The following is a 14,825-nucleotide window of genomic DNA, read 5'->3' as shown; positions in this document are numbered from 1 at the left end:
TAATCAAGCAATGAGTAATGACTATAAAACTAACGCTCTAATCATCATTTCTTCTACCCCTACACCCTTACACCCCCACACCCTTACACCCTAAAACCAGGGTTTTAGGAACAAAACGTAAAAAACCTACACCTGTCAGGGGGGCAGAGGGAGATGAGGAAGAAAAACTACTGACAACTGACTCTTGTACAGACGCATTAATCGCGTCTCTACGACAACAGACCACTAAAAAATACCACGTCCGTTTTTGGCAAATTCGTCAATGGTTTGCGCTGAGAATTCATGAGTGGTTAGAGACTGTAACATAGCCAAAGGTAGGGTGAGATGATGAGCGCCAGCTTGTAGAGATGCTACTGCTTCTTGAGGAGATTTGATGCTGGCTGCCAGAATTTCTGTATTGCTACCTGCTAGCACACTAGCCATTTCTCGCACCAAAGCTACTCCATCACCCAATAGTTTAGTAGCCCGATTGACGTAAGCGATCGCGTATTTAGCACCCGCTTCTTGAGATACAGCAGCTTGAGCTGCACTATATATTGCTGTGACTGCACAGGGAATTTCTGAGGAAAGGCGAGTAACTACCTGAAAGCCAACTAATGAAGCTGGAATTTTCAGTACAGTTTGGTGTCCAATGAGTTCAAAAGCCGCCCGTCCTTCTGCCACCATCTCATTAAAGTCAGACGTTATCAGTTGGTAAAATACTGGCCCAGTGGTTAACTCTGTGAGACGCTTGAATATAGTCTGCACTGGTAAATCGCTTTTGGCTAATAAAGTGGGGTTAGTAGTGATGCCTTTGACCCAACCTAATTCTCTAGCAGCTTCGGCTTCAGCTGCGATCGCTGAGTCGAGATAAATGCTCATTTATCTACTCTCCTGTGAAATTTTGTGTTATTAGGATCGTACAGACTTGTATATATGGTTGTGTTGACTGTCAGCAGTAAACGACTTTTTGGATGATGTGTTTTAGCTTATCAGTTACTTTCTGCGATGAGGAAAGTAAGGCGATCGCATCAACCTTCTTGGTTTAACATCATTTTCCTTTAGCCAAGATAGAAAGTCGTTGATTAGCCAAGTTAAAAGCGAAACAATTATTGCACTGAAAAACGAAATAATAGCAATTACCACATCATTAGCTAATCCCCAGCTAGCGAGTAAGTTTGATTGCAGACTATTCACAGGTAAACGGGGATCTATTCCTACCTGAATTTGTTTAGATTTACCTGCAATACGTACTTCTATTCCTTCAGGAGGTTCAGAGATGTCTACACTTTCACCATTGATGCGTAATTCTACTTCTTTGGTTGTTTTTGCTGGGATAACCGCCAGATGTTGCAGGCGTTCAACTCCTGGTTTTTCTATCATTAGGAACTGATGAGATTCCACTTTAAGATTGCGTTCTCCCATGCGAATATCACCATTATTTATAGTGGACTTTTCTAAATCATCATTAACATTAATTCCAGTCTTATATACTTTATTAAATTGCATATTTATAACTGCTAAATCTCCCTGAAACCATTCTTCATAATCGACTTGATTAGGCTCAGGTAAGTCTATTGATAAATTTGTATTGTTAGTTATTAATAGCCTGAGTTCAGAATTATTTGGCTTAACGATTAATTCAAGTTGATTAGAAGTATCTTGATTATCTTGCAATCCTAGTTCTGGCAAACGGTAGCCAGTGAAAGTTATTTTTAATGGCTGTTCGCTCAGGTTCAGAATTAAATTAGGTTTTGCTGATTTGTCTAATGCGGTCTTTGATAAAAATAAAAAGGCTAAGCGGTGATTATAAGGATTGTAGCTGAATGAATCAATGGTTATTTGAGGTTGTAGTCGCAGTTCAGATAGTGTTAACTTACTTTTTGATTTGGAATCGGCAGGAACAATCGACCACTGGCTTTTTTCTTGCAATAATTCAATTGTGAGAGTATTTATCCGAGCTAGTTTATCATTGAGCTTTGGTTGTGAAGGGCTAGTAAACTTTCCTGTTAATGTTAGGGTTTGGCGACCATCAACCAAAAATTTTGTAATACCACGAATGTTATTAATAAAAAGTTTATTTTCTTCTTTACCATTATAGGTAAAACCGAGTTGTTGAACCACTAAACTACCATCAAAATTATTGGTACTAGGTGCAATACCTGCAAAAACAGTTAAGATACAAATCAATAATAGCAATAGTACCAAGATTGCTATAGGTTTATGTTTGAAGTAGTTAATAAAAGATTTCAGAACTTTTTTTAACCAATTAATGATTAATTTCCCCGAATCATAGAATTGATTCCACACCCACTGCAATAATCGGATAATAAATTCTAGAAACTTTTTCCATTTTATTCTGCGGCGTGGTGCTACCATCAAACTACTTAACTTTTAATTTTTAATTTTCTCTGCCTATCTTACTTTAGCCAATCAGGATTGTGTTCAAATAAAACTTGTAAATCCTCTTTTTCTGGAGGTCTGCCAAATTGCTCTAATTCAGCTATGTACTTGAGTTCATAGCGACCTGCTGGTGCTTTGGCTGCATTCCATTTAAAGAGAATTTCACCACCTTGGGAAGTTTTCGGTGGACTTGTGTAGACTGCCTTACCATCGCGGCGAATTTGAAAAGTGGGAATTTGGGCACGACTATTAGAGTAGAGAACAAACTCATATTCACCAGAAGATTTGCCAATGGTTACAGGTACATACACAGCTTGAGAACCTTTAGTAAAAGAAGCGAGGGCGCGTAAACTTTTAGGTTCAATTTTCTCCTTTTGCAAAACATAGGTAGACCAGCTAAAGCTAAAAGCAGAAGACCCAGGTTTAAATGATATATTGTCTAGCTGATATTGTTTACCTAATGAACGCACGTTCACATCGGGATTACCACTACCAATGTTGGGAATTTGCAGTTGCAATCGATCGCCAAAGCCATTGATACTACGGCTAGCAAAAGAGATCAGCCGTATCCCTCCACTAGTGGGAATGCCACTTTTAATACCTTCGCAGCGGTTTTTGTCTCGCCACATATAAGCAGTATCACTCGTGTTGCCAGGAAGACACGCTTGAGGAGGTTCAGGTGCAGGAGACTGAGAACATTGGATAAGCAAAAAACTGCTAAACAAGGTAGATACTAATAATATTCTGTAAATCATACTGAAGTAAAAGGGACTGGGGATTGGGGATTAGGGACTGGGGATTGGTTGAAAAAAGAGGAAGCATCCCAAATGTGTAAAAACATTATTTGTCATTGCATTGGCGGAAAGGCTTCCCGTAGGGTACGTAGTGAAGCAAAGCGATCGCAAACTATATTGGTTGCGATCGCTACCCTACCCTGCGGGAACGCCAAGGGCGAACGGGAAGCCCCTTCACTTCATTCGCTTCGGACAACTCATCATCTTGGTAAATTTGCTTGCATTGGGATGCTTCCAAAAAAGATGTATTGTTTGAAGAATAAAGTAAAGTACAAACCTTTTTGTGTGTATCTTAATTACGAATTATGTAGGCGCTAACCTTCCCGAAGGAAATTACGAATTACGAATTACGAATTACGAATTATTAATTACAATTCCCCAATCACTCAGTTTAGTTTTCACTAACTCGATTCGATAGGCAAATCCATAACCACCTGTGGCAAATACACCAGCAGATGGATTAGGCGTATCTATTTTAAATACAATACCGACAACACGATTTTGTTGGTCTAACACCGGGCCGCCAGAGTTTCCTGAGGACAAGTTAGCTTTGGACAGCTGCAATTGTTGCTGTTTAATGTTGCTAATCTCGCCAGTTTCCATAGTCCAGTCACCGCCTATGCTGGGGTGTCCAATAACTTTAATTTGGTCGTTGAAAGTAACGGCTTTCAAAGATATCGCTAGAGGCTTAATGTCATTAGGAACATCTGCCACTTCTAAAAGTGCCAAGTCGAGGGTGTCGTCGTCTGGGGTAATTTGCAGAATCTTAGCAGGACGACGCGGCCGAATTTCATTTTGGCTGTAAAACTCAACTTCAATTTCTCTGCTGGGTTCTTGCCTGTGTTCGCTATCGGTAACTACGTGGCGATTAGTCACAATCCAAACACGATTTCCTTCTCGTTTTACCACCCATCCTGTAGCAATGTTATTTCCGGTGGGGATTTTAGCCACAACTTTAACCACAGACCGAAAAGTAGGCAAATACGGACTCTCTGCTAAGGTGGGCAATTTTTCTTCAATAGGTTGAGGTTTTTGCTTCAGCGCTAACAACCGTTCAGCTTCCTTGAGGTTGTTCTGGGCAATGACAAAGTTTGGATCTAATTTAATAGAGAGTTTGTATTCCGCAATTGCCTCTTCTAATTTGCCTTGTTCTTGTAGTGTGAAACCTAAACTATTATGAACTAAAGTATGGGCACTGGCTGGTGTTCCCAAAACATCTGGTAGCTTCAAGGCTTGATGATGTTGGGCTATAGCCTCATCCAGTTTCTTCTGGTCATACAGTGCATTGCCCAAACCGTTGTAAGCATAGGCAGAGTTAGGGTCGAGTTGGATTGCCTTGCGATATTGAGCTATAGCCTCATCCAATTTCTTCTGGTCAGACAGTACATTGCCTAGACCGATGTAAGCATAAGCAAAGTTAGGGTCGAGTCGGATTGCCTTGCGATATTGGGCTATAGCCTCATCCAGTTTCTTCTGGTCATACAGTGCAATTCCCAAACTGTTGTAAGCAGAGGCATAGTTGGGGTCGAGTTGGATTGCCTTGCGATATTGGGCTATAGCCTCATCCAGTTTCTTCTGGTCTTGCAGTACATTGCCTAGACCGATGTAAGCATAAGCAGAATTAGGGTCGAGTTGAATTGCCTTACGATATTGAGCTATAGCCTCATCCAGTTTCTTCTGGTCTTGCAGTACATTGCCTAGACCGATGTAACCATTAGCAGAATTAGGGTCGAGTTGAATTGCCTTGTGATATTGAGCTATAGCCTCATCCAGTTTCTTCTGGACATACAGTACATTGCCCACACTGATGTAACCATTAGCAGAGTTAGGGTCGAGTTGGATTGCCTTGCGATATTGAGCTATAGCCTCATCCAGTTTCTTCTGGTCAGACAATACATTGCCTAGACCGATGTAACCATTAGCAAAGTTAGGGTCGAGTCGGATTGCCTTGCGATATTGAGCTATAGCCTCATCCAATTTCTTCTGGTCAGACAGTACATTGCCTAGACCGATGTAACCAATAGCAAAGTTAGGGTCGAGTTGGATTACCTTGCGATATTGAGCTATAGCCTCATCCAGTTTCTTCTGGTCAGACAGTACATTGCCTAAACCGATGTAACCATTAGCAAAGTTAGGGTCGAGTTGGATTGCCTTGCGATATTGCGCGATTGCCTCATCTAGTTTCTTCTGGTCATACAATGCATTGCCCAAACTAATGTAAGCTCCTACATTCTTAGGATCGCGTTTCAGCACTTGTTGCCAAATTGCTTCTGCTTGGGCATAATTTCTAGCTTTTTGCGCCGCATTACCTTTGTTGACTAGCTGCTCAATAGTTGACTGGCAACCTGTCACTGCCAGCGATAGCATTAACAGGAGGACAAATAATTTGCGCGTTCTCACAATCTACCTGCATTTCCCAACTATCGGTCTTTGCATTGACTTCAACAAGTACCTAGTAAAAACCGTAAACAGCCCAAACAAATTTTATATTTTTAGCTAAGGTATATTTACTATTGCAGGCTATCATATTTTTACTTCATTTAATAAGTATTAATTAAGTCCTGCAAATCACTAGCTATATTTAATAAAAGGGAACAGAGAACGGGCAACAGGAAAACTAAGCCACACAAAGAGGAACTACTGCGGTAAAGCAGTCTGGTCTTGGTGGTTCCCCAAGTAAAACAAGTAGCGTTGGAGCTTCAAGTTACATTTACAGTCATTGCGATCAAAGCGTAGACAAATTTGCCGTTAGGCGTTGCCGCAGGCTAGCGGCTTCTCAAAAAGTAGCAATCCCAGCCCTTGCGATCGCTTCATTATTTTTAATGCGCGAGTTGCAATGTTAATGCACCGATCTGCAATGCTAATGCATCGGCTTGCAATGTTAATGCATCGGTCTGCAATGCTAATGCATTGGCTTGCAATGTTAATGTATCGCTCTGCAATGCTAATGCATCGACTTGCAATGTTAATGTATCGCTCTGCAATGCTAATGCATCGGCTTGCAATGTTAATGCATTGTCTTGCAAAAACTAACCCACCCTTTTTTAACCTTGCCCTATCTGAAAACCTTACATTCCGAAATCTTTCTTTGCGTCTCCCCATCCTCGCGTCCTTGTGTCATAAGTATTCAACTGAACATGATATTAAGCGTGCGAGAATTATGGCATCAACTCAACCACGACATGGTCTGAGCGATGACTGAAAACAATAAATTTAAGAAACTCAAAAAATCTCTTGACGAAGCTGAGATAAATTTCGTCCGCTTTCTTTGGTGCGACAACGCTAATATCATTCGTGGCAAAGCTGTTCATTTAGAGATGCTGTCTCACTACTTTGAGCATGGTGTAGGCATATCCGCAGGGCAACAGGGGCAGTCTGTAATGTATGATGCCGTCATTCCAGAAAGTGGTCTAAGTCCGGTAGGCGAAATTCGCTTACTACCTGATTGGTCTACCTTGTCTTCATTACCTTACGCTCCTAATCATGCCCGTGTAATGGGCAACATGGTACTCAATGGTGTTCCTTGGGCTTTGTGTCCCCGTAATTTTCTCCTGCGAATGATTGAGGCAGCTAAAAGTGAAGGTTTGGAAATTCAAGCAGCATTTGAAAATGAGTTTTATTTACTACGGCAGACATCTGAGGGAATTATCCCCACAGACTCTACAGTATTTGCCTCAACTCAAGCAATGGATATTAATCAAGAAGTGATAGATAATATTGCTGATGCACTCATTGCTCAGGGAATTCCTGTAGAGCAGTATTATCCAGAATCCGGGCCTGGTCAGCAAGAAATTTCTGTGCGATATACTGATGCTTTGCTCTGTGCCGACTGGCAGATTGCTTTTAGAGAAACAGTCAAAGCGATCGCATATCACCACGAGCTTACTGCCTCTTTCTTACCCAAAATCTTTCCAGATGCTGCTGGTAGCGGTTGTCACATCCATCTCAGCCTCTGGCGTGACGGGCATAATCTATTACCAGATTCACAAGGTATTTGCGGACTTTCCCAAGTAGGACGAGCCTTTATCGCTGGCATACTAGATCATCTACCAGCATTGATGGCATTAACTACCCCAAGTACCAATTCTTACCGCCGCATCCGTCCTCACAGTTGGAGTGGTGCTTTCCGCTGTTGGGGACTGGATAACCGTGAGGCAGCGGTGAGAGTGCCTAGCGCTCCTGGATTTGGTAGTCCCAGCCATTTCGAGTTGAAAACGGTTGATGCATCAGCTAATCCTTACTTGGCTTTAGGTGCGGTGATAGCAGCTGGACTCGATGGCGTGCAACGAGGTTTGGAACCTAGTAATCCAGTTACACAAGACCCCGGACATCTGTCAATTGATGAGCGTAGTGCTAATGGTATTGACCAGTTGCCAGACAACCTAGGAGTAGCTTTAAGCCACCTCACACAAAACGATATCTTGTTAAAGGCGTTAAATCCACAACTATCACAAGCTTTTTTGGCAGTACGTCAAGCCGAGTGGCAAGCCATGAAAGATTGGGACTTAGAAGCAGAAGTCAAGCTGCTGTTAGAGAGATACTAATACCAATTCGTAATTCGTAATTCGTAATTACTAACCCAGATGATAGTCTCTGGGTTAGTCAATGAAGTAGAGCAAAAGGTTTCAAATTTAGCTAAATTACGTATTTTTTGCGATCGCTTAATTTGACTCACCGCAACGCACTGCCTCACGACCAAACATGAAAGTGGTATCTTCCTCTATTCGCTATTTCCCACTTCAGACATTTATGTTGGCTGTCGATCGTTTGTTTGAGAAGATTCAGAAGATTCAGTAGAAGCGATCGCTGCCTCATGAGTTGTACTATATTTAAAATCTTCTGCGGCTGAATGAATATCTTTTGCAGAACTCTGAAACTCTTCTCCTGCTGCATGAATATCTTTTGCAGAACTCTGAAACTCTTCTCCTGCTTCCTTTAGCTTTTTTGCAGTTTCTGGTAACAAAGTAGATTCTGCTCGCTGGATGATATCATCAGCCAGTCGTTCGCTAAAACCAATGACAAATGCAATTGAAAAGAAGAAGTAATACTTAACGTCACTATTTTCTGATTCTGCATTTGACCGAGGAACTTGTACAGTTGAAATAATATTTGAATTAATAATTGTAAAAACCAATATGCCAAAAGCGGTGCCAATTAAAGGCTTAGCAAAGCCTACTAAAATAGGAGCAGCAGAACCTTTGTAGGCAGTCTCTCGATATTGTTTAAGTCTAAGTAAAATACTAATTATGCTACCAAATGTTCCAGCTAGAGCAGATACTAATACCAGAGTGTATCTTTCAAAAAATAATTGTGTCTCACTAAGTTGAGGTTTTTCTACTTTGTTTTGGATTTTAGGAAAATTAGAACTGTTTACTGGTGGTGTCCGAAAATCTGTGTGAGTAGCTATTGTCAGTAGTCCTGCAACAAATAAAGACCCTGGAACTGCTATCGTATAAATTGGAAGTGCCATTGCTAGCCCCAGCAGAACTTTAGTCGGTGCTGACCATTCCCGAACAGCTTGCTTAAAAAAATTATTTAGAAATCCCCAAGAATTTCTGCTGTTCAAAAAATACTCTATACTATATCTAATATTTTTAGCAAAAACTATTTTTTTTGTCTTATTCGTGAGTAAAAAAGATATAGCCAACTTAGCAGAATTCAGTTTAGATTGTAAAATAACACACTCAGACATGCTTTGACGTTTGCTTTTCTGAACTTTGGCAATATATTCACACAAGCGTTGTAATAAGGCAATTTGTTTTGCTAACTCTTCCTGAATTGGCTCGTGGCTTAAATAATCTATCTCTGATACTTTAAGTTTCTGATCTTTGTTTAAGTTTAGTACTGGTGTTTTAAATTTATCCTCTACTTTTTTAAAAATCTCATTAATATCTTGTTGTAACCTGTTCAGAATATCTTGGCATTTCTCTTGGTTATCTTTGCAAAACATAGTCTGCTCTCTTTTGTTAAGTGATTGTCAAACTGCTACAAATCAGGTTCAATCAACAAATAATATTCAGCCTGAGTAATAGTGATTTTTTATACTGATGATATTTTTCTGGTAGGGGAGACATTCGGTTTACCATGATTTATCAGCAACCTGTTAAGTACTTATGCAAATTAAATTACCCATCAAAATTGACTATCTAACAAGGAATAAGTGTGAAATTAATTTTGCTTATAGTAATCCTATGTGAGTTGTGAGAAATTCATAGAAGCTGTTAACAGTCAACGCCCAAAATCAGATAATTTATTGATGAACAGATATTAAGTATGAATCTGGCTGAAATTCCCTTAATAGACCAACACGCACATAACCTGCTACGACCTGAAGTAGCCGTCGGTTATCCTTATGCTGCTGCCTTTACTGAGGGCTATGACCCAGAGATAATTAATTACCATGTCCGTCATACTTTCTTTTATCGGCGCAGCCTCCGGGAGATTGCAGCTTTATTGGAATGTGAGGCACAGGAAGCAGCAATTGTGGTGCGTCGGGATAGCTTAGGACTAGAACATCTGACACAACTGTATTTCAGTGCCGCTAACCTGGAAGCGATTTACTTAGATGATGGATTGCAGCCAGAAACTATTTTGCCGCTATCATGGCATGAAAGATTGATTCCTGTGCAGCGGATTCTACGGTTAGAGGTCTTGGCAGAACAGCTAATCCCGCAAATAGACGATTTTCAGACTTTCCTCGCAACATTCCACAGTGAACTTGACCCGCCACCGTCTGGGGTTGTAGCTTTTAAGAGTATTGCTTGTTACCGTAGTGGTTTAAATATCCAACCTGTTACTGAAGAAGTGGCTGCTGCTCACTTTTACCAGCTCAAACAACAACTACAAAATCAGCCACTGCGGCTTGTAGACAAACCCCTGATTGATTTTCTTTTCCAACAAGCGCTATTAATTGCGGCTAAATATCGGCTACCAGTACAATTACATACTGGTTATGGCGATCCTGACTTGGATTTACGATTGGCAAATCCCCTTTATCTGCGACATCTACTGGAGTCACCCCAGTACCGCCATGCACCTCTAGTACTTTTACACGCTTCTTACCCATATATGCAGCAAGCTGGTTATTTGGCTTCTGTCTATCCCCAAGTCTATTTAGATTTTGGTTTAGCAGTACCTTTTCTAAGCGTATCCGGAATGCGGGAGACAATCCGGCAGTTATTGGAGTTAACTCCTACTAGTAAATTGATGTATTCTTCTGATGCTCACTCCATCCCTGAATTGTATTACTTAGGAGCAAAGTGGGGTCGCCAGCTTTTAGGAGAAGTATTAGAGCAAGCAATTCGGGACTCTGACATTACTGTGAGTGAAGCTGAGGCGATCGCCACTGCCATCTTACGCGAAAATGCCCTTTTTCTCTACCATTCAATTAAATAGATTAATGAAAACTTCATACTTTATGAAGATGACGGGTATGTTCTTGTGATTAGATATTTCTCACAAGCACCCTAGTGGAAGTTTCGGAATCTGTCATATGGGCATGGATCAAGAAACCACGTTGAATGCAGATTTGCAATTAGCCACTCCAGAATTACCCAAGCTAGATTGCGATTACAAAGCGTCTACTATACAGTCAGTATCCCCACCCAAGTGGCACAATCTTTTACAAGGAGTGGCACAAGCAACAAAAGCTCTATTGACAAATAGCGATCGCACTATCGCCATCAACCACGCCTTAGCTATCCTGGGACAAGCTACAGCAGCACATCGAGTCTATATTTATGAGTATCATCCCCATCCCGTAACCGGGGAGCTTGCCTTTAGCCGCCGATTTGAATGGGTACAGTCAGGTATTATCCCGCAGCATCACAATCCAGTTTTACAAAACCTCAGCCATAGTGAATTTGATTTACAAGAATGGCATCAACGTCTGACTGCTGGTTATTCTGTCTGTGCGATCGCTCGTACTCTATCCCAACCGCAGAAGCAATTTCTGGAATCTCTGCAAGTTCAATCGATGTTATTAGTACCTATTCCCGTTGATAACAAAATCTGGGGTTTCATCGGCTTTAGCGATTGCCATAGCGATAAACAATGGTCGCAGGATGAAGAAGCAGCCTTGATCGCCATGGGGGCGGCTGTAGGCAGCATTATGGTCTATCGCCGGATGTCAGATGTGCTGTATAGTGAGCGTCAACAAGCTCAGAAGCAACTTGCTGAGAGTGAAGAACGCTTCCGGTTGATGGTAGAGGGTAGCGAACAAGTCTTTTTTTATATCCACGACAACGCTCATGTATTTGAGTACGTTTCTCCTTCGGTACAGGCAGTTCTGGGCTATACTCCTGAAGAGTTAGTAGGGAATGTCTACCATCTGATAATGCATGAATCGTCCCAAGCATTGGCTGATGAATTGACGGATCGAGCATTATTAACAGGGAAACGGGTAGACACTTTCGCCATTTCGGCTCTGCACAAAGATGGTCGGCTATTAGTATTAGAAATTGCCGAAACCCCAGTTATTAGAAACGGTCAGGTGGTAGGTATACAGGGATTTGCGCGCGATATTACTGACCGCCATCAAGCACTAGAACAATTAAAAGCGATCGCCAAACGCGATCGCTTATTAAGAGGAATGGGGGAGAGAATTCGCACTTCGCTGAACTTGCAAATAATTCTCGACACAACTGTAGCAGAAGTACGGGAATTTTTGCAAGCAGACAGAGTATACATTGTTAATACCAATATCCGTGGCTCTGAAAGTGCTGTCATTGCTGAATCCGTAGCTGCTAACTATCGCTCCATCCGTGAGTGGACACTCACATCGAAAATCCATGAGGAGGCACTGCATTCATACTTTAACCCTAGAGTGATTTATGTAGTTAACGACACAAGTATTAAGGCAGATTTACCAGCAGTGATTGCACAAGATTTTATTAACTTCCAAATGCGATCGGTTGTTGGTGTACCGATCATGGTGGAGGATCAATTCTATGGTTTGCTAGTTGTTAACCAGTGTGCCAAACCACGTGAGTGGCAGCATTTTGAAATTGATTTGCTAGAGGAATTATCAACCCCAGTAGCGATCGCTATCCAGCAAGCTAAACTTTACCAAGAGTTGCAACGCTTTAATGCTGAATTAGAGCAGCAAGTCGAGAAACGCACCCAGGAATTACGGCAAAAATATACCGAACTGGAAGAATTGCAGAACATCAAAGATGAGTTCCTCCATGCATTCTCTCATGACCTACGAACCCCAATTATGGGTATTTTGTTGGTGATGAAAAATTTCCACAGTCTCAGCAATGGAGAGCCTGTGATAATTTCTACCCCTATTTTGGAGCGAGTAATTCAGAGTAGCGAACGCCAGCTCAAGCTAATTGAGTCGCTATTAGAAGCACACTCCAGTAATGTGAAGGGATTGACAATCCAGCAGTTACCATTAGCACTACACTCCTTCACCCAAGCAATTGTCAAAGACCTAGAGCCACTGCTTTTCAAACACCAAGCTACAATTACCAATCAGATTGCTGTAAGTGTGCCATTAGTGGCTGCCGATTCTTTACATTTGCGGCGAGTGTTTGAAAATCTGATTACCAACGCTCTCAACCATAACCCACCAGGGCTACATCTCATCCTGAATGCCATAGTAGATAATGGGATGATGCAATGCACAATTGCTGACAATGGCGTGGGAATAGATCCCGATGTATGTGAGCGATTATTTGACCGTTATATTAAGGGTAATCGATCGCAATCTACAGGTATTGGTTTAGGTTTGTATCTTTGTCGGCAAATTATCTCCACTCATGGAGGACAGATTGGTGTTATCAGTCAACCAGATGCCGGCGCAAAGTTTTGGTTTACCTTACCACTAGCGAACCCATTTTTAGACTTATAGAAAGTCGGTGTGGGAGGATAGCATTAAAGGCGATTTGGAGCATAGGAAAATTAAGTGCGATCGCTTTATAAGCGAAAATGGTAAAGTAGCATAAAGCACTCTTTCCAAACCTATAATTAAACTTGATAATTTGTTGTACCTTCAATTAAAGACTGTAATACCTAGCAGACAACGTTGATAAAGACTTCAAGCTACTCAAGAAATTCATTGAAGCAATCGTCTTCAAGAGCAAACCAATCATTTGTTTATTTTAATAATTACTAGGGTCAATGTTTGCCAACAAGCTTGTCAAAGTTTTCTATTGCTGCTCAGACTCTGCCAAAGATGAAGAAATGCGGCAACAACTAGAGGATCATCTCACTAATTTGCAGCGGTATCGTGTGATTGAAGGATGGCACAGAGGCATGATCAGCCCAGGTAAAGAATGGAAAAGTGAGACTGATAATAATTTAAAAAGTGCTGACATAATTTTACTTCTAATTAGTTCAAAATTTAATGCTTCGGATTATCACTGGGATATTTTGGCGAAGCAAGCTATGGAACAACATAGACAACAAATCTCCCGTGTTATTATCATTCTCCTTCGTCCAGTTGATGATTATTGGAAAATTGCATTCCCAAAAGTCAAAGTTTTGCCGGATGGTGAAAGACCCATAACTGAATGGAGACCCTATGATAAAGCTTTTAAAAATATTGCTGATGGTATCCGGGAAGTAGCTAAAGAAGTGAGTGATCCTACCTACCATACTAAAAAATCTCTTCGGCAGGTTGGGACAGCTATAATACCTATTGCAAAAAACACTGGAAATACTTTTATAGAGGTGGCAAAAGTGACTCTTTCTTACTTATTGAAGCCATCAAGGTCTCGTCGATCTCGTAGGTTAAGCAAGATACCTATTAGACCATTGCTTGTCTTATCTAGTGGTATATTTTTACTTTTCTTTATTCAATCACTTAACATATTACAAATGTCTTCATCAGAGGTATCAGGAACTGCTAGATCGGAACCTTGTCCTATTTTAAGTTCAACACAAATACGAAAATCTACTGGTTGGATTCGGATAGGTAAGGTTAGTAGTACATCAGGTAGCTTGACTGATGGACAGCCACTGCTTGAAACTTCAATTTCTTCTTCTGTTATTCCATCGCCAGGCTCAGTAGTGACTGTTAAATATGAGGTAGATTTGAGGAAAGAAAAATCTCCTTTGTCGGAGTTCCTTCAGAAACTGAAACCAGGAGAAACAGTAAAAGTATTCAACGTAAAATCTATAGCTAAATCTAGTCAGAATTCACCATCTATTGAAGTAATGGCGGAAGTCCGTAAATTTAATTGTAAGCAGTGAGAATCAGGTTACTATCGAATTTGGTTGGCTAGGAAGTTTAACAACTGAATGCGATCGCAGTTTCAGTGTTATATAGCTCAGTTATATTAGTTCAAACTATTAACACTAAAAAGCGCCCCCCATTGGGAGAGCGCCTTTTATTTTATTCGAGGTGGTTATTCTTAAGCGTTGATAGCAGGAGCGGTAAGAGCCACAGGAGCAACATCACCACTAGCCAAATCGAGAGGGAAGTTGTGAGCATTGCGCTCGTGCATCACTTCCATACCCAAGTTAGCACGGTTGATGATATCAGCCCAGGTGTTGATGACGCGACCCTGAGAATCAATCACAGACTGGTTGAAGTTGAAACCGTTCAAGTTGAACGCCATGGTGCTGACACCCAAAGCGGTGAACCAGATACCAATCACAGGCCAAGCAGCCAAGAAGAAGTGCAAACTGCGGCTGTTGTTG

10 protein-coding genes and 1 pseudogene are annotated in these 14,825 nt (G+C 41.2%); 4 read left to right on the top strand and 7 right to left on the bottom strand.

What is annotated here, in order from left to right:
- Nucleotides 1–225: 225 nt before the first annotated feature.
- From RMY31_RS19545 to RMY31_RS19525, 5 genes are all read right to left on the bottom strand, one after another.
- Nucleotides 226–861 carry a transaldolase family protein gene (locus RMY31_RS19545; protein ID WP_322664510.1) on the bottom strand — a complete coding sequence of 212 codons (636 nt, stop codon included), beginning with the start codon at nt 859–861 and terminating at the stop codon, nt 226–228.
- 114 nt (nt 862–975) lie between these two features.
- The gene (locus tag RMY31_RS19540) at nt 976–2,358 is read right to left on the bottom strand and encodes a hypothetical protein (protein WP_322664512.1); all 1,383 of its coding nucleotides are present in this window, start codon (nt 2,356–2,358) and stop codon (nt 976–978) included.
- A gap of 41 nt (nt 2,359–2,399) precedes the next feature.
- Complete coding sequence (locus RMY31_RS19535) at nt 2,400–3,092, bottom strand: hypothetical protein (protein ID WP_322664514.1); 693 nt, start codon at nt 3,090–3,092, stop codon at nt 2,400–2,402.
- A gap of 438 nt (nt 3,093–3,530) precedes the next feature.
- On the bottom strand, nt 3,531–5,576 hold the full coding sequence (locus RMY31_RS19530; protein WP_409878102.1) for a tetratricopeptide repeat protein: 2,046 nt from the start codon (nt 5,574–5,576) through the stop codon (nt 3,531–3,533).
- A gap of 419 nt (nt 5,577–5,995) precedes the next feature.
- The gene (locus RMY31_RS19525) at nt 5,996–6,202 is read right to left on the bottom strand and encodes a hypothetical protein (protein WP_322664522.1); all 207 of its coding nucleotides are present in this window, start codon (nt 6,200–6,202) and stop codon (nt 5,996–5,998) included.
- Between the two features lie 168 nt (nt 6,203–6,370).
- On the opposite strand from RMY31_RS19525, the gene RMY31_RS19520 reads away from it, so the two are divergent.
- A complete protein-coding gene (locus tag RMY31_RS19520) occupies nt 6,371–7,720 on the top strand; it encodes a glutamine synthetase family protein (protein WP_322664524.1) in 1,350 nt (449 codons plus the stop codon).
- Between the two features lie 203 nt (nt 7,721–7,923).
- Here the strand turns inward: RMY31_RS19520 and RMY31_RS19515 are convergent, their stop codons facing one another.
- Nucleotides 7,924–9,126: a hypothetical protein gene (locus tag RMY31_RS19515; RefSeq protein WP_322664526.1), complete on the bottom strand. Its 1,203-nt coding sequence runs from the start codon at nt 9,124–9,126 to the stop codon at nt 7,924–7,926.
- Between the two features lie 323 nt (nt 9,127–9,449).
- On the opposite strand from RMY31_RS19515, the gene RMY31_RS19510 reads away from it, so the two are divergent.
- The 3 genes from RMY31_RS19510 (at nt 9,450) to RMY31_RS19500 (ending at nt 14,375) form a co-directional block, all read left to right on the top strand.
- A complete protein-coding gene (locus RMY31_RS19510) occupies nt 9,450–10,571 on the top strand; it encodes an amidohydrolase family protein (RefSeq protein ID WP_322664527.1) in 1,122 nt (373 codons plus the stop codon).
- A gap of 103 nt (nt 10,572–10,674) precedes the next feature.
- Nucleotides 10,675–13,032, top strand: coding sequence for a GAF domain-containing protein (locus RMY31_RS19505; RefSeq protein WP_322664529.1), 2,358 nt, complete (start codon nt 10,675–10,677; stop codon nt 13,030–13,032).
- A gap of 269 nt (nt 13,033–13,301) precedes the next feature.
- On the top strand, nt 13,302–14,375 hold the full coding sequence (locus RMY31_RS19500) for a TIR domain-containing protein (RefSeq protein ID WP_322664531.1): 1,074 nt from the start codon (nt 13,302–13,304) through the stop codon (nt 14,373–14,375).
- A 161-nt stretch (nt 14,376–14,536) separates the two neighbouring features.
- Here the strand turns inward: RMY31_RS19500 and RMY31_RS19495 are convergent.
- Nucleotides 14,537–14,825, bottom strand: a pseudogene (locus tag RMY31_RS19495) (photosystem II q(b) protein); the annotation flags it as partial.

The sequence above is a fragment of the Dendronalium sp. ChiSLP03b genome, from assembly GCF_034531165.2.
Classification (GTDB): domain Bacteria; phylum Cyanobacteriota; class Cyanobacteriia; order Cyanobacteriales; family Nostocaceae; genus Dendronalium; species Dendronalium minutum.
The sequence above is the reverse complement of the archived record's forward strand: the minus strand, read 5'-3'. Positions and strand labels throughout refer to the sequence as shown.

Bases quoted from the DNA above. Each gene is read 5' to 3' on its own strand.
- RMY31_RS19545 (WP_322664510.1), bottom strand. From the start codon at position 861: ATGAGCATTTATCTCGACTCAGCGATCGCAGCTGAAGCCGAAGCTGCT.
- RMY31_RS19520 (WP_322664524.1), top strand. From the start codon at position 6,371: ATGACTGAAAACAATAAATTTAAGAAACTCAAAAAATCTCTTGACGAA.
- RMY31_RS19540 (WP_322664512.1), bottom strand. From the start codon at position 2,358: ATGGTAGCACCACGCCGCAGAATAAAATGGAAAAAGTTTCTAGAATTT.
- RMY31_RS19500 (WP_322664531.1), top strand. From the start codon at position 13,302: ATGTTTGCCAACAAGCTTGTCAAAGTTTTCTATTGCTGCTCAGACTCT.
- RMY31_RS19510 (WP_322664527.1), top strand. From the start codon at position 9,450: ATGAATCTGGCTGAAATTCCCTTAATAGACCAACACGCACATAACCTG.
- RMY31_RS19515 (WP_322664526.1), bottom strand. From the start codon at position 9,126: ATGTTTTGCAAAGATAACCAAGAGAAATGCCAAGATATTCTGAACAGG.
- RMY31_RS19505 (WP_322664529.1), top strand. From the start codon at position 10,675: ATGGATCAAGAAACCACGTTGAATGCAGATTTGCAATTAGCCACTCCA.